The sequence below is a fragment of the Chitinophaga sp. Cy-1792 genome, from assembly GCF_011752935.1.
Taxonomy (GTDB): Bacteria; Bacteroidota; Bacteroidia; order Chitinophagales; family Chitinophagaceae; genus Chitinophaga.
Genome location: NZ_VWWO01000003.1, coordinates 341,653 through 362,302, shown reverse-complemented (window position 1 = coordinate 362,302; position 20,650 = coordinate 341,653). Strand labels below are relative to the sequence as shown.

Genomic DNA, 20,650 nt, shown 5'->3' with positions numbered 1-20,650 from the left:
CTCTTAGTCAAATTTCAGATCCAGACCCAGACCGCGCAGTTCATGGATCAATACATTGAAGGATTCAGGAACACCCGCTTTAGGGATGTTGTCTCCTTTAACGATTGATTCATAAGCCTTCGCACGACCTACGATATCATCGGATTTGATAGTAAGCAGTTCCTGCAGGATATTGGATGCACCGTATGCTTCCAGTGCCCATACCTCCATCTCACCAAAACGCTGACCACCAAACTGTGCCTTACCACCCAGCGGTTGCTGAGTAATCAGGGAGTACGGTCCGATAGAACGCGCGTGCATCTTGTCATCCACCATGTGGCTCAGTTTGAGCATGTAGATAACACCCACGGTTGCTTTCTGGTGGAAACGATCGCCCGTTTCACCATCAAACAGGTATGTATGACCGAAGCTAGGTAAACCAGCCTCGTTAATGTAACCGGCAATTTCTTCAGTGGTAGCACCATCAAAGATCGGAGTCGCAAAGCGTACACCCAGTTTCAGACCTGCCCAACCTAATACGGTCTCGTAGATCTGTCCAAGGTTCATACGGGAAGGTACCCCGAGTGGGTTCAGTACGATATCCAGTGGTGTACCATCGTGCAGGAACGGCATGTCTTCATCACGCACAATCTTAGCAACGATACCCTTGTTACCGTGACGACCCGCCATCTTATCACCCACTTTCAACTTACGTTTGCTAGCCAGGTAAACCTTAGCCAGTTTCAGTACACCTGCTGGTAACTCGTCACCGATAGAAATGTTGAATTTCTCACGTTTGTAACGACCCAGTTCTTCGTTGTACTTAATGTTATAGTTGTGCAGTAAGGTATTGATCTGATCGTTTGTAACCTCGTCTGTAGTCCAGCCCAGCGGGTTTACATTCTGGAAATCAATATTTACCAGGTTCTTAGGAGAGAATTTAGATCCTTTGGAGATCAGTACTTCACCGTAAGTATTGGTAATACCCTGAGAGGTCTTGTCTTTCAACAGTACCTGCAGTTTGCTCATCAATACTTCCGACAGATCCTCTTCGTTCTTCTGGTGGATTTTTTCCAGTTTCTCCAGCGCCGCTTTTTCACGGGTTTTGGAGTTCTTATCTTTCTTGGCGCGACTAAACAGTTTCTTGTCGATTACCACACCCTCAGTGGATGGAGGTGCTTTCAGAGAAGCATCTTTCGCATCAGAAGCCTTATCACCGAAGATCGCACGGAGCAGTTTTTCTTCAGGAGAAGGATCTGATTCACCACGAGGAGTGATTTTACCGATCAGGATATCACCTTCTTTAATGTGTGCACCAACACGGATAATACCGTTCTGGTCGAGGTCTTTGGTAGCCTCTTCACTTACGTTAGGAATATCCGGCGTCAGTTCTTCTTCACCCAGTTTAGTATCACGAACTTCCAGTTCATATTCGTCGATGTGGATAGATGTAAACAGGTCCTCACGTGCAACACGCTCAGAGATTACGATCGCATCCTCAAAGTTGTAACCTTTCCAAGGCATGAACGCCACTTTCATGTTGCGTCCCAGTGCCAGCTCACCACCGCGGGTAGCGTAACCTTCTGTTAAGAAGTCACCCACTTCCACACGCTGTCCTTTCTTCACACAAGGTTTCAGGTTGATACAGGTAGACTGGTTGGTTTTAACGAATTTGGTCAGATTATAAACAATCAGATCATCTTCGAAGCTCACCAGTTTCTGCATCTCATCACGCTCGTAACGAACATGAATTTCTTTTGCATCCACGAACTCGATCACACCTTTACCTTCAGCAGTAACCTGCAGGCGGGAATCGCGCGCAGCTTTAGCTTCCAGACCAGTACCCACGATAGGTACTTCAGGGTTGATCAATGGTACCGCCTGACGTTGCATGTTTGATCCCATCAACGCACGGTTGGCATCATCATGCTCCAGGAACGGAATCAGTGATGCAGACAAACCTACGATCTGGTTAGGCGCAACGTCCATGAATTCCACTTCGTCCTTATCCAGGATAGGGAAGTCACCGGTTTCGCGGGATTTAATTTTATCGTTAACGAAGTTTCCTTTATCATCGAGCGGAGCATTCGCCTGCGCAATTTTAACGGAATCTTCTTCTTCAGCACTCAGGAACTCAACTTTCACCATGTCCACTTTACCGTTGTTTACTTTACGGTAAGGCGTTTCGATGAAGCCCATCTCATTCACCTTAGCGTGTACGCAAAGGGTAGAGATCAGACCGATGTTTGGTCCTTCCGGTGTTTCGATCGTACACAGACGGCCATAGTGGCTATAGTGAACGTCACGCACCTCGAAGCCTGCTCTTTCACGACTCAGACCACCAGGTCCCAGCGCGGAGATACGACGTTTGTGCGTGATCTCAGACAGTGGGTTGGTTTGATCCAGGAACTGTGACAGCTGGGAAGTACCAAAGAAAGAGTTGATTACAGAAGATAATGTTCTGGCGTTAATCAGATCAACCGGAGTGAACACCTCGTTATCACGAACGTTCATTCTTTCACGGATGGTACGAGCCATACGTGCCAGACCCACACCAAACTGAGCATATAACTGCTCACCTACGGTACGTACACGACGGTTAGACAGGTGATCGATATCGTCGATCTCTGCTTTACCGTTGGTCAGCTGTACCAGGTATTTGATGATGGCGATGATATCTTCTTTCGTCAGGACTTTCATGTCCAGTGGCGTAGGAAGACCCAGCTTTCTGTTGATTTTATAACGGCCTACATCTCCGAGGTCATAACGTTTGTCGGAGAAGAATAATTTATCAATGATGCCCCTTGCTGTTTCATCATCCGGCGCATCTGCACCGCGTAACTGGCGGTAGATGTGCTGAACTGCTTCCAGCTCGGAGTTAGATGTATCCTTATTTAATGTATTGTAGATGATGGAGAAGTCGCCGCTTACCTCTTCTTTCTGAACGAATACGCTCTTCAGGCCCATGTCTACGATGGTCTCGATATTCGCTTCGTCCAGGATGCTATCACGTTCGAGCATAATCTCGTTACGCTCGATACTCACAACTTCACCGGTATCTTCATCCACAAAGTCTTCCACCCAGCTTCTCAGCACACGAGCGGCCAGTTTTTTACCGGCATATTTCTCGAGGCTTTTCTTGTCTGCCTTCACTTCATCAGCCATTCCAAACAGTTGGAGGATATCCTTATCTGTTTCATAGCCGATTGCACGTAAGAGGGTGGTAACCGGGAATTTCTTCTTACGGTCAATGTAAGCGTACATCACGTTGTTGATGTCCGTTGCAAACTCCATCCACGCGCCCTTGAACGGGATTACCCTTGCAGAGTAGATCTTGGTTCCGTTCGGATGTATGGATTGACCAAAGAAAACACCAGGAGAACGATGCAGTTGGGATACAACTACACGCTCAGCACCATTAATAACGAAAGTACCTCTTGGGGTCATGTATGGGATGTTACCCAGGAACACATCCTGCACAATAGTCTGGAAATCCACATGCTCCTCATCATTACAGCTGAGGCGAAGTTTCGCTTTCAACGGTACGGAATAGGTAAGCCCACGCTCAATACATTCCTCAATGGTATAACGCGGAGGATCAACGAAGTAGTCCAGGAATTCCAGATTAAAGATATTTCTGGTATCTGTAATCGGGAAGTTCTCTTTAAATACTTTAAAAAGGCCTTCGTTATTTCGCTTGTCTGGTGTGGTTTCTAATTGGAAGAAATCCTTGAAAGATTGGATTTGGATAGCCAACAGATCCGGTGTCTCAGTAACTTGTTTGATCTTTCCAAAATTTACTCTTTCGTTTGTTTGGGCTTTTTTTAGAGACATATTCGAAGTTAGCAGTTATATGACTTGTAAGAATTAGGGAAATTAAGATTTCTTTGCCAATATCCCATCCTCATAAAATATTGCCTTTCTGCACATTGTCAAATTCACTTAAGTGATTCCCCATTTTGACTCTCTGAAAAAGACACTTTCCCAAAGGGAATAAGGCCAAAAGTGCTGTTCGCACTTTTGACCTTTAAAAGATGTATATACTAAGCAAAGAATTACTGAATTTCAACATCAGCACCAGCTTCAGTCAGCTTAGCTTTCAGATCTTCTGCTTCTGCTTTGCTAACGCCTTCTTTCACTGATTTTGGAGCGCCGTCAACCAGTTCTTTTGCTTCTTTCAGACCGAGGCCAGTCAGGTCTTTAACAACCTTAACTACGTTCAGTTTGCTAGCACCTGCAGATTTCAGAACTACGTTGAATGCAGTTTTTTCTTCTACAGCTGGAGCATCGCCACCGCCAGAAACTACTACCGCAGCAGCAGCTGGTTCGATACCATACTCATTTTTCAGTACATCTGCGAGTTCCTGAACTTCCTTAACAGTTAAACCAACTAATTGTTCGGCTAATGCTTTTACGTCTGCCATTTTATAAAAATTTAATTATTTTTTGTAATTGATGTTTGTTATATATTATGACTTGGAAGCCAAATGTTTGTGGGGAGAATGCTCTCCCAAAGATTACTCTGCTGCTGGAGCTTCTGCTGCAACAACTTCGCCACCTTCGTTCTTGCCTTTTTCCAGCAATGCAGCGATAACGCGTTTTGCAGGAGATTGCAACAGACCGATAACTTCGCCGATGAGCTCGTTTTTGGTCTTGATTTCGGTCAGCGCTTTCAGCTGGTTGTCGCCTACGAAAATTTCGTCAGCAACGAAAGCAGCTTTCAGAACTGGTTTTTCCAGTTTGTTGTTCGCTTTACGGAAAGAAGAGATGATCAGTGCCGGTTCTTTTGGAGAATCAGAGAACATCAGTGCAGTAACACCATTCAGTGCATCGAATACACCTGCATACTTTTCAGCATCCAGAGACTCTAACGCCTTCTTAATCAGGGTGTTTTTAGCAACTTTCATTTCTACATTCTTGTTGAAACACTCTTTCCTCAGGGTATTAACCTGCGCTACAGACAGTGATTCGGTGTTAGTGATGTAGAAGTTGTTGTATTGAGAGAACTTGCCTTTCAGCAGTTCGATCACTTCGTTTTTTTGATCTTTATTCATATTATTACGTTTGCAGCTAGCCCTCATCCTCTCGAACACGGGCTACACACTCGTGATCAATTAGTTTTGAACAGATTTAGTGTCGATAGCGATACCAGGGCTCATGGTAGAAGCCATAGCCAGGCCTTTCAGGTAAGTACCTTTAGCGGTAGCTGGTTTCAGCTTGATGATAGCATTGATCAGCTCCAGGGAGTTCTGCTCAAGTTTCTCAACACCGAAAGATACACGACCGATAGAAGCGTGGATGATACCAGCTTTATCAACCTTGAAAGTGATTTTACCACCTTTTACATCGTTAACTGCCGCTGCAACATCGTTAGTAACAGTACCGGTTTTAGGGTTAGGCATCAGGTTACGAGGACCTAAGATTTTACCCAGTTTACCGATTTTAGGCATCACAGCAGGTGTAGCTACGATTACATCAACGTCAGTCCAACCGCTTTCAATCTTAGTGATGAACTCGTCCAGACCTACGAAATCTGCGCCAGCTTCTTTAGCAGCCGCCTCTTTGTCAGGGGTGCAAAGTACTAACACTTTTTTAGTTTTACCAGTACCGTGAGGAAGCGTTACGGAACCACGGATAGCCTGGTCTGCTTTCTTAGGATCAACGCCTAAGCGGATATGCAAATCGACAGAAGAGTCGAATTTAGTGCAGTTAATATCCTTAACTAAGGTAGAAGCCTCTTTCAGAGAGTAAACTTTGTTTTTGTCTACTTTCGCTTCAGCTACTTTTCTCTTTTTAGTTGCCATTTTCAAAATGCTTTTAAATCCTGCCTAAACAGGTTAAACAATTAGTTTTCCCAAGGAGCTTTACCCTCTACAGTAATACCCATGCTGCGTGCAGTACCCGCAACCATGCTCATAGCACTGTTCAGAGTGAAGCAGTTCAGATCAGGCATTTTGTCCTGAGCAATAGCTTCAACCTGAGCCCAGGTTACTTTACCAACTTTGTTACGGTTAGGCTCTTTAGAACCACTTTGAATTTTGGCAGCTTCCAACAGCTGAACTGGAGCCGGAGGAGTCTTAATTACGAAGTCAAAGGATTTGTCTGTGTAAACTGTCAGCAAAACAGGTAATACTTTCCCAATTTTATCCTGGGTACGAGCATTGAACTGTTTGCAGAACTCCATGATGTTCACACCTTTGGAACCCAGTGCAGGTCCAATTGGAGGTGCAGGATTGGCCTGGCCGCCTTTTACCTGCAATTTCACGTACGTTGCGATCTCTTTTGCCATTACTTTATGATTTAATTTGGTTTAACGCCCCCTGCTAAACAGAGAACTCCCAAAACTAAAAGGAACTTGAAAAACCTTTTAAACGGGATGCAAAGGTATATATAATTACGAACTTGTCAAAAAGTATTTGATTTTGGGCATCCTTTTTGATACCAGAAACCTTTTTTTTACAAATCTATTGCATTCCAGATTTTTTTTCCTTATAATACAAGGCCCGCAAAATTAAGACTTCTGCACCACATCTGCATAAAATAATGAGCGACGCTTATCCTTCTCCGTCTTTATATACTTATTCACAAACCCCTCCTCCACATTCACCTTACCCCGTAAATCACTCACCGCTGCATTCAACTCATTCAAATGCCCTGCCATAGCAGCATCCGTACTCTTCATACCCGACAACTCCTGCTCCACCGCCTTCAACCGGCCCGTCATCCCCTCCATCATCTTCCTGATCGCCACATCTGACTGCTCCGGCTGAAACTGCTTGTTTTTGTATGTTACATAATCGTTATATAATCGAACTACCTCACTATACTCCTTATTTACTGCTGTAAACTTATCGATCAGCCTGTTACGCTCCTCTATCTCCCGGTTGCCCGCGAGCACCTTCACCGTCTGCCTTAACCAATCCAGCTCCGCCTGCACAAATGGATTGGAAGCCCCGCCATAACGCTCTATCCTACCCAACATGCCCGCCATACGCTCATACCTGGCAGATCTGAAATACAAAGCAATGGTATCATTGTAATTAAAGGTAGGGCCAGACTGCCTGCTCACCCCCACCTCATCATGCCTTACCGGATTAGCCAGCAACTGCCACATCGGATCAAACGGAATATGTCGTTTTATGGCCGCCTGTGGCGATAACTGGAACCAATCCCAGTTCAGCTGCGGCGTGAAAGTAGCCCCATTTACTGTCCCGGCACCCCAGGTAGGATCGGTAATCGTCCACTGACCACCATTTTTCACCGCTACCCAGTCATGTGCGCCCGTCGGTGATAAAGTACCATTCTCCAGACAATACCCATTTACTGTAAATGCGGGAATACCAGCTTCCTGACAAACTTTTGCGTACAAACTGGCATAATCGGTACAAACACCCTCACGCGACCTTAACACCCGCTGCAAGGCTGCTGTGGTATCCCGATAATCACGCTGCTGGTACATTCCCGGCACATCATAACGGATATTCTTAGCTATCCAGTTGTACAAAGAGCGCTGTAACTGCATACTGCTACTGGTATGCGCCTTCAACCACTTAGCCATGGCTGCCGGGGAGCCAGTAGCCTCCTCAGGAATAGAAACAATCGTTGCAGCCGCTGCTGCAGTTGGCTTAGGTGCTTGCCCAAATGCAGAACCGGCTGTCACCAACGCCGCTGCCAAGGCTAAATATAATTTCATATACAGGGGGGATAAATAATCTCTATTAAAATAAAAAAATATTCGCTGATTTTATAATACGGGGATCTCTATATCCACCTCATCTTATAAAATAAAGATTTCCTGAAAAGCTTACCTGTTTTGAGGTACTTCGTCACAAATGCCTGCTCCTCATCTATCCTGGTTTTCATCTGCGTCACCATTCGTTTTGTATCCTCTACCTGCTGCTTGTTATGGTCGTCGGTAAACTGAATCTCTCCTACCAGCTTTTGTATTGCTGCCAGGTCTTTTACCATACTATCCATCCAGTTACGGATTTCCTCATCCGTTTTTGCAGGTGTAAACTGGTTGTTCTTGAAATTGATATAATCATTAAAATCTACCACCAGCCTGTTATACTTACTGTTAGCCCAATTATATTTACCAACTTCTTTATTCGTAATATCTACTTCTTCATTGTGTTTGGTCACATCCAGCACCTGCATCAGGTAACTCAGCTCATTGGATACATAGGCATTGCTCACTCCATAACGGCGAATACGGTCCAGGGAACTGACGGTACGGCCCTTATAATCCAGCTGCTGCCATGCCTTTATACTGTCTGCATAGGCAAAAACTGGTCTGGAAGCGGCCGCCGACCAGTTACGGTCCCTGATTTCATCATGTCTGAATGGATGGTCAAGAAACTGGTACATCGGATCGTATGGCACATGTGTCTTTAAAAAAACAGCTGGCTGTACCATGAAATATTTCCAATTGAAAGACGGCACAAACATATTGGAGCTATTCACACCACCAGCCGCCCAGGTTGGATCTATCAATACCCATTGTCCGTTATCCATAGCAGCTACCCAGGCATGACTTCCGCCGGCACTCAATTCTCCGTCCTGGATCGTGTACCCAGTCACCACTATGGAAGGAATACCGGCCTTTTGAGCGATATCAACAAAAAGCGAGGCATAACCATAGCAGATGGCCTGCCTGGAACGCAGGGTTTTAGCCACGGCGTCGGCTGTATCCTTATAATATTGAGGATTATAGGTATCATGGGTGTCGTAGGCAATATTTTTACCTACCCACGCATAAATGGATTTTAAAGATTCGGTGGTGCTCTTACTGTTGGTCTTTAACCAGCCGGCCATAGCGGTCGTGGTAAGCACTTCAGTATCAGGAATGGTGACATAGGTTATCACCGGTTTAGCTACAGCTTTAGGTTTGGCCGTTTGTGCAAAGACAGGCAATGTTCCAACGAACATCCCTGCTGCCATGATGGCGGCGAATAGTCTCATAAGTATTTGAAAAGTCTGTTACTGTCTGTTGGCAATTTACAACTGCAAATATCTGAGTTTAAAAGAGATATGCAAAGCCGCTCATCTAATCGTTTCGATTTTCTTTCTGGCGTATAGCTGTTGCCGTAATATCTGCTTCTGTAAAAATCTGACCTCTCTCAAATTGGCCATCAGCTTGTATTTCACTTCAGTGTAGGTAATCACGATGCCAGCCATGGCTTGCTCCAGCGAATCTGTTGCTGTCTGCAACGCCAGCAGCCTGCCGGCAACATCTGGCCATATCACTTCCCCGGCGTTGGTTGCCTGTTGAATATTGGCATAGTCGGCCTGTAACTTGTTTAGCTGCAATCGGGTATCGATGTATTTTGTATAATGTCCGGAGTTTTTATCATCCTCCATTTGCCAGAAAGGTAAATTGCTCCGCAGATAATTGATATGGCGGGATACCAGGTGGTTGGCTGTTCCATACCGTCGTATTCTCGCAATGCTGTTCTGACTGGCATCTGCATTTCTGAGGTTGTTATAATAACGCAGTGTATCGTTGAAAGCAAATGCCGGTAGTGTAGAATCGGCCCGCCTGTTCTTTTTTCTGATGGAGTCATTGCTGACAGGATACGCGGTAAACTGGTACAGGGGATCATAGGGCACATGGTCGTTGATAAAAACTTCATTGGGCTGCATAAAGTACCGCCAATCGAGTCCCTCCAAATAATACACCTTTTTATACCACCACCATAGGAATTTTCGGTGGTTCACTATTGTTCCGCCGGCACCCCAGGTAGGATCTACCAACGACCAGCCCGTGCTGGTTTTTACCGCAACCCAGGCATGTGAGGAATCTATCATTTTCTTCCTGGGATCAAAGCAGTAGCCAATAACATAAAGCGCAGGGATATCCATTCTTTTTGCCACCGCAATAAATGTGCAGGCAAACCCTGAACAAACAGCCTTTCCGGAAGTCAATACATGGTTTACCAATCCCATGGTATCAAGCCCTCTTACCTGGTTCTTCATCGAATACATCCCTTTCAGGTCATACCGGATATGAGAAGACATCCAGCTATATAGCGTCGCCAGCTTCTCCCGTTCGTCTGTGCAGTTTTTATTAATCCAGGTGGCAAGGGAATCTGCATTGGCTGGAACGGTATCAGGCACCCTGTACCTTTTTTCCTGGGCAGCAGCATTAAAGACTAACAGTAAACAGAACAGCAGTATTGCTTTCATAGTTGGGATCAGGCTAGTACTACCATAAAAGTACGCCGGGAAATAAAAGACTGAACTGATTTTTATCAGCCTGAGCAGGAAAATGGCAACTATTTCAAAGTAGATAAGTTTGGTGGGCATCTACCTGAAAAATTAATAAAACTAGTCAAAAACACCCAGTTTTACTCAATTCCAAGTAGCTAAGCCTTCTTATTTAAATAGTCTGTAACCTGTTTACGGGTATCTTGCAGGCGTGCAGAAAGAGACTGAACAGAACTGATAAGGTGCTGGCAATTCTGGGTTATTTCCGGCGACTGAAAAGTCAATCCATTCAGTGCGGTAATGATATCCGGCCCTTCTTTACAAAGTCTGTCCATCCAATCTATAATTTCTTTATTGGTTTTAGCAGGTTTCATGCCTTTGCTCATGAAGGAGGAAAAGTCGTTGGAGTCGTGTACCAGTTTGTTATAGCGGTCTATCAGTGCGCGATATCTGCTTTCTGCGCCAGAGGCTTTGTCTGTGGCATAATTAGCCGCAGGAATGTTGCTGGTGAGGACTTTCACTTCTGCTTCCTGGAGTGGGTTGATAACACCAAGTTCCTGCATACGGCGGAGTCTGCCCTGGATTTGCGTGAGCATGGCTTCCTTTTTAACGGCGGCCAGCGTGTCTTCAAAGTTAACGGCAGGTCTTTTTAATGCTTCTGTGGTTGTCTGGTCCCTGATTTCAGCGGGTTTGATGGGATGATCGAGGTACTGGTAGATCGGGTCAAACGGCACATGTGTAAAAATGGCCGTTTCCGGCGGGATCATGAAATTTCTCCAGTTAAAATTGAATGCAAACCGGCTTTTATCATCCACAGTTCCTGCCCCCCAGGTAGGATCAATAATTCCCCAATGGCCATTTAACTTAATACCTATCCAGGCGTGACTCGCATCGAGGTCTACCTGTCCGTGTTTATAGGTATAGCCGGAGATAAAATCTACCGGAATATCGGCATACCGGCATACTTCGAAAAACAGGGAAGTATATCCCTGGCAATTGGCGCCACGGGAGCTGAGCGTCTTAATAGCCGCATCAACGGTATCTTTATAGGGATGATGTTTACCAGGTTCTGTTGACATCACCATCCTCAACAGGCGTACATCATAGAAAATATGATCTCCCATCCAATAGTACAGTGCTTTCACTGCTTCGTAGTGGTTGGGGGTATTTTTTTTGAGCCAATGCCCTAATACTTCAGGTGTTTCCAGTGCGATATCCGGGATTTTGATAACGGAGCTATCGGTCAGGGCGGTATTCTTCTGGGCAGACTGTCCTAAAGAGGCAATGGAGATAATCAGCGCCAATACTATTGAAGTTGTTGTTTTCATTGGTAAGAGATTGGGCAAACATGATATAACAAATTACCAAATAGCGGCTGCAATCGGAAATGTTGCAGCATTAAAATTCTTTAATATCAGCGGAAGGACTATTTAATTGATTTGTTATAGCGGTCGACTTCTTCATTCCTGATATAAATGTCCAGCAGGTTTTTCAGGTACTGCAATTCTCCCACAACGATGTTATTGGAGGCCTTATACTTTTCAATTCTGGTAATCTGGTTTCTCACCCAGGTAGTTGAGTCCAGTTGTGGCCAGCGCCTCAATGTATCTTCGAAGGCGAAAATCGGGCGGGAGGCAGCGTGTTGCCAGTCATTCAGTGCGATTTCCGTGTGTGTAAACGGATGTGTAAGAAATTGAAACAGTGGGTCAGTAGGGATAAAAATCCTGATGGCTTTCTCTGGTGGCAACATAAAAAAGAACCAGTTGAAATTATTTTTGCCGGTTGTTTTGTCGGTTGCCGCTCCCCAGGTGGCATCAATGATATACCATTTGTTATTGACATTCACGGCATTCCAGGCATGTCCATGTCCTGCGGCAGTATCTACCACCTCCCCTACACGGGTATAGCCGGATACTTTATAGGTACTGATGCCGGCCGCGTTGGCAATATCCCAGAACAGTGAGGCATAATTATCGCAGACACCTTTTCTGGTTCTGAGCGTTTTGTTGCTTAGTTCATAGATACTCCTGTAGGGGGCAAGATTTTTCATACCAGGATAATCATAGAAGATATGCGAGCCCATCCAGGCGTATATGGCTTTCAGTCGGTCTATTTCATTGCTGCAATTTGTTTGCAGCCATTTGCCTATTTCCTTTGGTGTGGTGATGACTTTTGCGGGGATCTGGAGGAATGGCAATGGTTTGGCGGTGTCTTTATAATGGCTCCAGTAGTTGGGGTCGCTGATATCGCGGTTCTGGCAATTGGCATTTGATGGGAGGAGGCTGCATAGGAGCAGCAGTATAAGGATGTTGGCAACTTTCATGCGGTTGGAGATATAGGTGTGCTCGGTATGGCACAAAAATAAAAAACGTTCCGTAAGTCTACGGAACGTTTTTTAATATGATAAGTAGGGAAAAACTAGGAGAGTTTTTCTACCTGCATGAAGTTGAGTTCTACTGGAGTAGCGCGACCAAAGATTTTCACGGTTACTTTCAGTTTTTTCTTGTCTTCGATCACTTCTTCGATGACACCATTAAAGTCATTGAAAGGACCATCGATAATTTTGATGGTTTCGCCAACGATGAAAGGTTCGCTCATGGTGAGGCCCTGGTCAGAGAGTTCATCCACTTTACCTAACATTTTGTTTACTTCTGCTTTACGGAGGGCGATAGGTTTTTCTTTTCCGAGGAAGTGGATAACACCAGACACGTTTCTGATGGCCTGGATTACTTCGTCGGTCATTTTACCGTCTATCGCTTCGATCATCACATAACCAGGATAGAAGTTTTTTTCGCGCATTACTTTTTTACCAGCTTGCACTTTATAAACTTTTTCTACTGGCAGGAACACTTGAGAAATAACGTTACCCCAATCAGAGCGACGCACTTCGATATCCAGGTATTCCTTCACTTTTTTTTCCTTCCCACTAACAACGCGGAGCACGTACCACTTTGTTTCCTGCGCAGGAGTATTGGTTGCGTCCATCTATATTAGTGTTTGAATATTTGATAATAGTGAGTTAACACAAAGTTTGAAGCTGCATCCATACCCCATACCAGTGCTGTTACAAAGATGGTAGCAATCAGAACTATCATGGTAGAGGATTGGAGTTCCTGCCAGGTAGGCCAGGTCACTTTGTATACCAGTTCATGATAAGACTCGCGGAAGTAATTTCTGATCTTATTCATTTATAATACTTTTTATAGTCAATTGGATAAAGCCTAAAAAGGTTGAATTGTTCGATTATTTTATTAAAAATAACAACAATTCAACCATTTTATATATTTTCTTTGCACGGGCACTAGGATTCGAACCCAGATCAAAGGTTTTGGAGACCCGTATGCTACCGTTGCACCATGCCCGTGTATGAAACCATTAGCTTTAGTTTGGAGCCGTGGCTTTAGGCCAAAGCTAATGGTTTTAAGTATTATTAAGCGTTAAGCTTATTTGATGATTTCAGTCACCTGACCAGCACCTACGGTACGGCCACCTTCACGGATAGCGAACTTCAGACCTTTATCCATCGCGATAGGAGCGATCAGTTTAACAGTCAGAGTAACGTTATCACCAGGCATAACCATTTCAACACCTGCAGGCAGTTCAACTTCACCGGTTACGTCAGTGGTACGGAAGTAGAACTGAGGACGGTATTTGTTGAAGAATGGAGTGTGACGGCCACCTTCTTCTTTGCTCAGTACGTAAACTTCGCATTTGAATTCGGTGTGTGGAGTGATGGAACCTGGAGCGCAGATAACCATACCACGACGGATCTGAGTTTTCTCAATACCGCGGAGGAGCAGACCAGCGTTGTCACCAGCTTCACCTTCGTCCAGTAATTTTTTGAACATCTCAACACCAGTACAAGTAGATTTCAGAGACTCTTCCAGGAGACCTACGATCTCAACGTTCTCACCAACTTTGATGCGACCGCGTTCGATACGACCAGTTGCTACTGTACCACGACCTGTGATAGAGAATACGTCCTCTACAGACATCAGGAATGGTTGATCAACTGGACGTGGAGGCAGAGGAATGTAAGAATCTACTGCTTCCATCAGTTCGTCGATAGCACCAACCCATTTATCATCGCCAGCCAGCGCGCCGGTAGCAGAACCTTTGATAACAGGAGCGTTATCACCGTCGAAACCGTTAGAGCTCAGCAGGTCGCGGATCTCGATTTCAACCAGTTCCAGCAGTTCAGCATCGTCAACCAGGTCAACTTTGTTCATGAATACAACTACGCGAGGAACACCTACCTGACGAGCCAGGAGGATGTGCTCTCTTGTTTGTGGCATAGGACCGTCGGTCGCAGCAACCACCAGGATAGCACCGTCCATCTGCGCAGCACCAGTGATCATGTTTTTCACATAGTCAGCGTGGCCTGGGCAATCTACGTGAGCATAGTGACGATTTGCAGTCTGATACTCAACGTGTGCTGTATTGATAGTGATACCTCTTTCTTTTTCTTCAGGAGCCGCATCGATCTCATCATAACCTCTCTTCTCTGCCAGACCCTTGTTTGCCAAAATTGTGGTAATGGCAGCAGTCAAGGTAGTTTTACCGTGGTCCACGTGGCCGATGGTACCAATGTTTACGTGGGGTTTATCCCGCTTAAAGGTTTCTTTTGCCATTGTATTTTCTTTTTAGATGGTTTGTAAAGATTGTATTGATAGTTGTTTAAAACACGATTTACAAACTTGTACCGCTGATGAGAATTGAACTCATTGCCTTCCATGATTGTAATCCATGGTTGCTCTTCCATCGAGCTACAACGCTAAGTTTAATTTCGGAGTGGGAATGGGAAATTCGAATTCCGAAATTCGAATTTTATGGAGCTTGTTGATGGCGATATTAACGACTCACTACAACTATTCTTCAAAAATTCATGGAGCTGTTGAAGAGAATTGAACTCTCGACCTCTTCCTTACCAAGGAAGTGCTCTACCCCTGAGCTACAACAGCTTGAAATTGCATGTAAAAAATATGCGAGCGGGAGACGAGGCTCGAACCCGCGACCTACAGCTTGGAAGGCTGTCGCTCTACCAACTGAGCTACTCCCGCATATAACTCTTTAGTCTGAAAATTTTCCTGACCGCAGAATTAAAAAATAAATTAAAGAACATTAAAGGCTGTTGTACCTGAGGGCTTTATAATGACCTGACTTCCACACCTTCTATTCACAACCATGTTCCGCCTCTGCGAAGGGCAAAAGCGGAACACGCTGTTTGGTGGGCAGGATAGGATTCGAACCTATGAAGTCGTAGACAGCGGATTTACAGTCCGCCCCATTTGGCCGCTCTGGAACCTGCCCTAACTAAATTTTGATTCTTGATTTTCGTTGTCCGGTTAACGTTAGTACGTTCCGGACAACGAAACCAAATCGATGAGCCAGCAGAGGGATTCGAACCCCCGACCCACTGATTACAAATCAGTAGCTCTGGCCAACTGAGCTATGCTGGCATCTTTTCAAAAAACATTCCTTCAGTCAAAGTAACTTGTTCACTTATCTGTGAGTGAGTAACTCATTGAAAGAGAGCGCAAAATTAAGAGTTTTTATCAATTCTCCAAATCTTTTTTTTAGAATTTTACAAATAATGAAAAATTTATTTGTTTGCCCTAAAACGCCCTGCTATAAAGAACTTTGCTACCTTTTACCGACCCCTTTCGTAATCGGGATGGCAAAGGTAGCAAAGGAATTCATATTTCCAAAATTATTTCAAAAAATTATTGAATTTTTTTCTCCTTCTGCTTTTTAACCTGGTTAATAAGTGAGTCAAAAGCCAGGTCAAATGATTCCTCGAAGGATTTGGACTCGTGCTTTACAAACAAGTCCTGGCGCGGGACTCGCACCCTTATCTCTGCAATTTTATCCCTAATCTGGTGCGCTAAATTGTCCAACTTAAGAAATACATCAACACTTACTATTCGATCATGAAACGTGTTCAACTTCTGAATTTTTTTGTTCACATGGTCAATCAGTTTAGAGTCAGCATCGAAATGCACAGTTTGAATTTGAACGTTCATAGCACTAATTTTTTAAATATTTAACAATCTATATACTAAGGGGTAATGCTTGGCTATAGGCACTCTCTTTAGGTTAATAATTCTTTCTACTCTAATATACTTACTTTATACATTCACTGCACATATACCGCGTAAGATTTTGTTAAAATGAAAAAATCAATCTCCTTACATCTTCTAAATGCCGTTACTGGCCTCGTTTTTTGCGGTTTATGCAATTACTCATATCAATTCATGATAAGCAAAAGCAACACATCATACGCCCCAATACCATCCAAAAATCCCTACTGACGGGTATTTACAATCATTTAACTATCGCTTAATGCAACAACGACCAACTAATAGATTATGTTCCGGCATCTATTCATCATCAACATCTCATGAAACAAGTATTACTTTTCCTGTTACTAATGGCCGCTTTCACTGCTCTTAAAGCGCAGACCACTGTTGATACAGCCGGCATTCACTTTAAAATACCTGCGGCATGCAAGTCTCTAACCGAAAATGAAGCAGTTACCAGGACCGGGGAGATTATAAAAACCCTCCGCTGCAACCAGATAAGCCTGTCTTACCATCTGACAACCACATTCCCTGGCAGTTTTGAGCACAAACTGGAAGATCGGCACCAACAGCAGCAGGGATATATGAGTAAATCATTCAACAAAAACTCCAGCTATCATATCCTCGATGCGAAAATCATTACTAATGTCGGCGGGATTGGCTTTTCAGTTATAACCTACCAGCAGCACGATGCTGTATATATTCAGTTCTTCAGCGATTTTAATACGGGAAACCGGTCGCTTTTTGTCAGGTTGCAATATCAGGAGAGCGCACAGGCGGAAGCCATGGCTTTGGCGAAGGAGATGATGGATAGCGTAAAGTATTGACCAGCAAATATAAAAGGCAGGCCTGGACCTGCCTTTATTCTTTTGCCATCAGGCCTTGGGGTGGGCCTGTTGAAATACTTTCTTCAGTTTTTCTATTGTATTGTGCGTATACACCTGTGTTGCAGCCAGGGACGAGTGTCCCAGCAACTCTTTCACCGCATTAAGGTCTGCACCGTTATTGGTAAGATGTGTGGCAAAGGTATGCCGCAGTATATGTGGACTTTTTTTCTTGAGTGTAGTGATCTGGTGTTCTGTCAGATATTTTCTTACCGTGAGATATACATATTTAGGATATAAACGGCGGCCGTTATATGGATGCACGAAGAGCACCCCGGGCTCAAAATCTTCCAGGGAGCTGCGTTTCAAGGCTTTATACTCCTCTATCTGTGCCATCAGTGCAGCACTGATTGGTATCAGCCGCTCTTTATTGCCTTTCCCCAACACTTTAATGGTCATATTGCCTCTGTCTACCTTAAATTCCTGGAGGCCTATTAATTCAGACAGACGGATACCTGTCTGATAGAATACTTCAAAAATGAGCCGGTGTGTTTTTCCTTCGAGGTCATCGGAGAAGATGTTCATGCTGGTAGTAGATACGGGGCTGACATTTTCTTCGAGGGCGCGCATACCTTTTTCGTCGATAAAGCCCGGGAGGCGTTTATTGATTTTAGGTGCGGTTACTTTGATCATGGGCGACTGTTTTACCAGGCCCAGGCGTAAGTTATATTTGTAGAAGGATTTAAGGGAAGATATTTTCCGGTTTACGCTTTTGGCTGTCATGGCGTTTTCCATGAGTGTGGCCAGCCAGGCGCGTATCATGACGTGCGATATATCCGCAATGCTTGTGCGGCCATAATTAGCAGTGATGTAGTCGAAAAATTGGGTCAGGTCGTTGCGATAGGCTGTGCAGGTATGTCCTGAGTATCGCTTTTCGAGCTCCAGATAGGAAAGGAAACGCTCGGATAGTGCATGTAGTTCTTCGTTCAACGCAAAAAGATTGATGATTGTAAAGTTATTAAAAACCTTACAATCATCAAATATTTTGAGTTGCTTTTCAGCTAGATATTAGAAATTAATCTTCTAATTTACCAGAAGCCAACTGTTGTTTATAAACCGCTTTCAGCACTTCGTTACGACGTTTAACAGATGGTTTGGTAAAAGACTGGCGTGATCTGAGTTGCAACAGAATACGTGCTTTCTCAAATTTCTTTTTATACTTTTTAAGCGCCTTGTCTATGTTTTCGCAATCTTTAGAATCAATTATCAACATAATTTTGCCTCTTATTTTTAGGAACGCAAAGATAAGATATTATTTCAAAAATCCAAAAGAATAAATCTGGTCCAAAACCAATTTTTATATCCGCAGGGTGTCCTGGCAGGGACTTGCGGGCTGGTTGAGGTGGATTTATTGTCCTTCTCCGCCTTGCTGGCCGTAGAAAACGACCCACAGTAGCAGATCCGGGGTAAATGCCGAGAATCTGTGTTCGGTACCGGCGGGTACAAAGATAAAGTCGCCGGGGCCAAATTTAATTTTTTTCTCTTCCAGGGTAAATTCGCCGCTGCCTTTGAGTACGATATAAATTTCGTCCTGGAGGTGAGGTTGCTGGTCATCGATTTCAGCTGGTCCGAAGAGGATTCCTCTCATGGAGCCATGTTCGAAGATGGTTGCGAAATCATTTTCGCTTTTATGCAGTTGTTGCAGTGCTTCGGCAATTGAAATATGAAACCCCATCTGGCAGCAGTTTATAAGTTTCTACGATGCATGAGTGAAACAAATTAGGCTTTTTCGGGGGAATGTCCAAAGAAACGGGGCCTTTAATATGCCGGGGTACACAAAGGCTCAAAACTGCCGTTGGGGACAAGGCTTCGTGCCTTTGTGTACCATTGTCAGGACCTGATCGGCAAGGCTCCGGAAATGGGGATAACCGGAGTGGTCCTGAACAGGCTTAATACTAATTTTTTTGAATTAGTAAGTTGGGTGTTACGACCTTTTGTCGTGGTGGCCTGTTTTCCTGTGCCCGTCAGCCTGGGTTGCCTAAACGGTCGCGGCAATAACTGCTGACTTACCGGGAGCATCTGGCAACCAGCTGTGCGGGGCTGTTTTCGGAAACGTAGGAAATCCGGAAAACGAGGATATAGGGAAAGCCGGAACATGCCCGACTGAGATCGGGCTGTTCCAAGAATATGATACGGCAGGATTGGCTGCCGTATGATTGTAATTAGTCTTTTATTTTCTTTTTGAGCAGACTTACCTGATCTTGCAGGCGGGTGACCATATCTGCCAGGTGGTTAACGCTCATGCGGCTTTGTTGGCTGGATTTGCTGATAACGGCGTCGGACTGCCAGAGTTCGAGGATATCTTCCATTTCAACGGAATAAGGTTCGAACTGGGGGTTATCAGATATCAGTGTAATTTTTGATTTGGCGCGGCTGTTTTTTTCCACTCTTTTAAAAACGATGCCTCCTCTTGCAGTAACGACTACATAGGTTTCATTGCTTTTAATATCTTCCCATCCATCTACTTTATGGCAAACGATGACGGAACCTGAGGCTACCGGCAGCATGGAATCCCCGGCGATTTCGAAGGCTCTGTAATCACCGGCACCGATCATGGGGAGGGTAAAGGTGTTGAGTTCTTCGATAAACTCTTCATCGTTATAACCTGCCAGGTAACCAGCGGCGGCTTTTACCGGAACAAACTGGATAGATTGTCTGGCACTGCCCAGCTTTTGCTGTCTGCGCTTTTCCAGGTAGCTCTCTTTCTGTGTAGCCAGATCTCTGCGGAGCAGATCATCAATGGATACCCGAAACATATCGCTGACCTGTTCGAGGACTTCGGTCCTTGGTTCTGCACGTTCTTCTTCATAAGCACCCAGGAGGGAACGTTTGATACCAAGTTTATCGGCAAATTCTTGCTGCGTCCAGCCTTTTTGCTTACGCAGATATTTTAAATTCTGGCATACTACGGACATAACCTAAATAATTTAGTACCTTGCTAACAAAATTAGCAAATATTTTTATCATTTACCAAATATATCTGCGAGTCAAGGCTTATTTTTGCCCGGATTAATCAACTCGACAAAATTATGTTACTTGTTCACTTACATTCCATCGTGAGATGGGCAGTGATTTTCACGGGAATCTGGGCCGTTATTCGTGCTTATAAAGGCGTATCCGGAAAAACTCCTTTCACTGCCGCTGATAATAAAGCAGGGCTGTTTTTCATGATATCCTGTGATATCCAGTTACTGATTGGTATTATTTTATATTTCGTGAGTGCAAAAACCCAGGTGGCTATGTCTAATATGGGTGCTGCCATGAAAGATCCTGTACTTCGTCTGTTTGCTGTAGAGCATGAAACTATGGCGGTTATTGCCATTGCACTGGTGCATATCGGTAAATCGAAAGTAAAGAAAGCTACAGATGCTGCTAAAAAGCACAAACTGGCGCTTACTTTCTACACTTTGGCAATGTTGGTGATCCTCGTCCTGGTGGCGATGGTGATGACCAAAGGTCAGGGTGGCTGGGCATAATCTGCTTACCAACTAATTGAAAATA

Annotated in this window: 20 protein-coding genes and 6 tRNA genes; 2 read left to right on the top strand and 24 right to left on the bottom strand. The window is 44.4% G+C overall.

The window, feature by feature from the left end; genetic code table 11:
- Positions 1-3 precede the first annotated feature (3 nt).
- From rpoB to hpf, 20 genes are all read right to left on the bottom strand, one after another.
- Positions 4-3,813 carry a DNA-directed RNA polymerase subunit beta gene (gene rpoB / locus F3J22_RS26865; protein ID WP_167021072.1) on the bottom strand — a complete coding sequence of 1,270 codons (3,810 nt, stop codon included), beginning with the start codon at positions 3,811-3,813 and terminating at the stop codon, positions 4-6.
- Between the two features lie 221 nt (positions 3,814-4,034).
- Entirely contained in the window at positions 4,035-4,403 is a 369-nt protein-coding gene (gene rplL, locus F3J22_RS26860) for a 50S ribosomal protein L7/L12 (protein WP_167021071.1), read from the bottom strand.
- A gap of 93 nt (positions 4,404-4,496) precedes the next feature.
- Positions 4,497-5,033, bottom strand: coding sequence for a 50S ribosomal protein L10 (rplJ, locus tag F3J22_RS26855; protein WP_167021070.1), 537 nt, complete (start codon positions 5,031-5,033; stop codon positions 4,497-4,499).
- Between the two features lie 60 nt (positions 5,034-5,093).
- Positions 5,094-5,783: a 50S ribosomal protein L1 gene (gene rplA, locus F3J22_RS26850; RefSeq protein ID WP_205195726.1), complete on the bottom strand. Its 690-nt coding sequence runs from the start codon at positions 5,781-5,783 to the stop codon at positions 5,094-5,096.
- A gap of 41 nt (positions 5,784-5,824) precedes the next feature.
- On the bottom strand, positions 5,825-6,268 hold the full coding sequence (gene rplK / locus F3J22_RS26845; protein WP_167021068.1) for a 50S ribosomal protein L11: 444 nt from the start codon (positions 6,266-6,268) through the stop codon (positions 5,825-5,827).
- 222 nt (positions 6,269-6,490) lie between these two features.
- The gene (locus tag F3J22_RS26840) at positions 6,491-7,672 is read right to left on the bottom strand and encodes a transglutaminase domain-containing protein (protein ID WP_167021067.1); all 1,182 of its coding nucleotides are present in this window, start codon (positions 7,670-7,672) and stop codon (positions 6,491-6,493) included.
- Between the two features lie 68 nt (positions 7,673-7,740).
- Positions 7,741-8,940 carry a transglutaminase domain-containing protein gene (locus tag F3J22_RS26835; protein WP_167021066.1) on the bottom strand — a complete coding sequence of 400 codons (1,200 nt, stop codon included), beginning with the start codon at positions 8,938-8,940 and terminating at the stop codon, positions 7,741-7,743.
- Between the two features lie 81 nt (positions 8,941-9,021).
- Positions 9,022-10,164: a transglutaminase domain-containing protein gene (locus F3J22_RS26830; protein WP_167021065.1), complete on the bottom strand. Its 1,143-nt coding sequence runs from the start codon at positions 10,162-10,164 to the stop codon at positions 9,022-9,024.
- A 179-nt stretch (positions 10,165-10,343) separates the two neighbouring features.
- On the bottom strand, positions 10,344-11,513 hold the full coding sequence (locus F3J22_RS26825; protein WP_167021064.1) for a transglutaminase domain-containing protein: 1,170 nt from the start codon (positions 11,511-11,513) through the stop codon (positions 10,344-10,346).
- A gap of 98 nt (positions 11,514-11,611) precedes the next feature.
- Positions 11,612-12,508, bottom strand: coding sequence for a transglutaminase domain-containing protein (locus F3J22_RS26820; protein WP_167021063.1), 897 nt, complete (start codon positions 12,506-12,508; stop codon positions 11,612-11,614).
- A gap of 95 nt (positions 12,509-12,603) precedes the next feature.
- Entirely contained in the window at positions 12,604-13,170 is a 567-nt protein-coding gene (nusG, locus tag F3J22_RS26815; protein WP_167021062.1) for a transcription termination/antitermination protein NusG, read from the bottom strand.
- 5 nt (positions 13,171-13,175) lie between these two features.
- Positions 13,176-13,373, bottom strand: a complete 198-nt coding sequence (secE, locus tag F3J22_RS26810; protein WP_167021061.1) for a preprotein translocase subunit SecE — start codon at positions 13,371-13,373, stop codon at positions 13,176-13,178.
- A gap of 105 nt (positions 13,374-13,478) precedes the next feature.
- Positions 13,479-13,549: transfer RNA gene (locus tag F3J22_RS26805), tRNA-Trp, on the bottom strand.
- Positions 13,550-13,628: 79 nt separating this feature from the next.
- Positions 13,629-14,816, bottom strand: coding sequence for an elongation factor Tu (gene tuf, locus F3J22_RS26800; RefSeq protein WP_167021060.1), 1,188 nt, complete (start codon positions 14,814-14,816; stop codon positions 13,629-13,631).
- Positions 14,817-14,885: 69 nt separating this feature from the next.
- Positions 14,886-14,961, bottom strand: a tRNA-Val gene (locus F3J22_RS26795).
- A gap of 110 nt (positions 14,962-15,071) precedes the next feature.
- A tRNA-Thr gene (locus tag F3J22_RS26790) sits at positions 15,072-15,146 on the bottom strand.
- A gap of 26 nt (positions 15,147-15,172) precedes the next feature.
- Positions 15,173-15,245, bottom strand: a tRNA-Gly gene (locus tag F3J22_RS26785).
- A gap of 165 nt (positions 15,246-15,410) precedes the next feature.
- A tRNA-Tyr gene (locus F3J22_RS26780) sits at positions 15,411-15,495 on the bottom strand.
- A gap of 75 nt (positions 15,496-15,570) precedes the next feature.
- Positions 15,571-15,644 (bottom strand) — tRNA-Thr (locus tag F3J22_RS26775).
- Between the two features lie 264 nt (positions 15,645-15,908).
- Positions 15,909-16,208, bottom strand: a complete 300-nt coding sequence (hpf, locus tag F3J22_RS26770) for a ribosome hibernation-promoting factor, HPF/YfiA family (protein ID WP_167021059.1) — start codon at positions 16,206-16,208, stop codon at positions 15,909-15,911.
- A gap of 377 nt (positions 16,209-16,585) precedes the next feature.
- Here hpf and F3J22_RS26765 point away from each other — a divergent pair, with 377 nt between their 5' ends.
- Positions 16,586-17,092 (top strand): hypothetical protein, encoded by a 507-nt coding sequence (locus F3J22_RS26765; protein WP_167021058.1) that lies wholly within the window; start codon positions 16,586-16,588, stop codon positions 17,090-17,092.
- A gap of 48 nt (positions 17,093-17,140) precedes the next feature.
- On the opposite strand, the gene F3J22_RS26760 is transcribed toward F3J22_RS26765, so the two are convergent.
- From F3J22_RS26760 to F3J22_RS26745, 4 genes are all read right to left on the bottom strand, one after another.
- Positions 17,141-18,079: a tyrosine-type recombinase/integrase gene (locus F3J22_RS26760; RefSeq protein WP_167021057.1), complete on the bottom strand. Its 939-nt coding sequence runs from the start codon at positions 18,077-18,079 to the stop codon at positions 17,141-17,143.
- Positions 18,080-18,164: 85 nt separating this feature from the next.
- Positions 18,165-18,362: a 30S ribosomal protein S21 gene (gene rpsU, locus F3J22_RS26755; RefSeq protein WP_167021056.1), complete on the bottom strand. Its 198-nt coding sequence runs from the start codon at positions 18,360-18,362 to the stop codon at positions 18,165-18,167.
- A gap of 135 nt (positions 18,363-18,497) precedes the next feature.
- Positions 18,498-18,824, bottom strand: coding sequence for a cupin domain-containing protein (locus tag F3J22_RS26750; protein WP_167021055.1), 327 nt, complete (start codon positions 18,822-18,824; stop codon positions 18,498-18,500).
- Positions 18,825-19,311: 487 nt separating this feature from the next.
- On the bottom strand, positions 19,312-20,064 hold the full coding sequence (locus F3J22_RS26745; protein WP_167021054.1) for a LexA family transcriptional regulator: 753 nt from the start codon (positions 20,062-20,064) through the stop codon (positions 19,312-19,314).
- A 114-nt stretch (positions 20,065-20,178) separates the two neighbouring features.
- Between F3J22_RS26745 and F3J22_RS26740 the strand changes: the two genes are divergently transcribed.
- Positions 20,179-20,625 carry a cytochrome B gene (locus tag F3J22_RS26740; protein WP_167021053.1) on the top strand — a complete coding sequence of 149 codons (447 nt, stop codon included), beginning with the start codon at positions 20,179-20,181 and terminating at the stop codon, positions 20,623-20,625.
- The last annotated feature ends 25 nt before the right edge of the window (positions 20,626-20,650 follow it).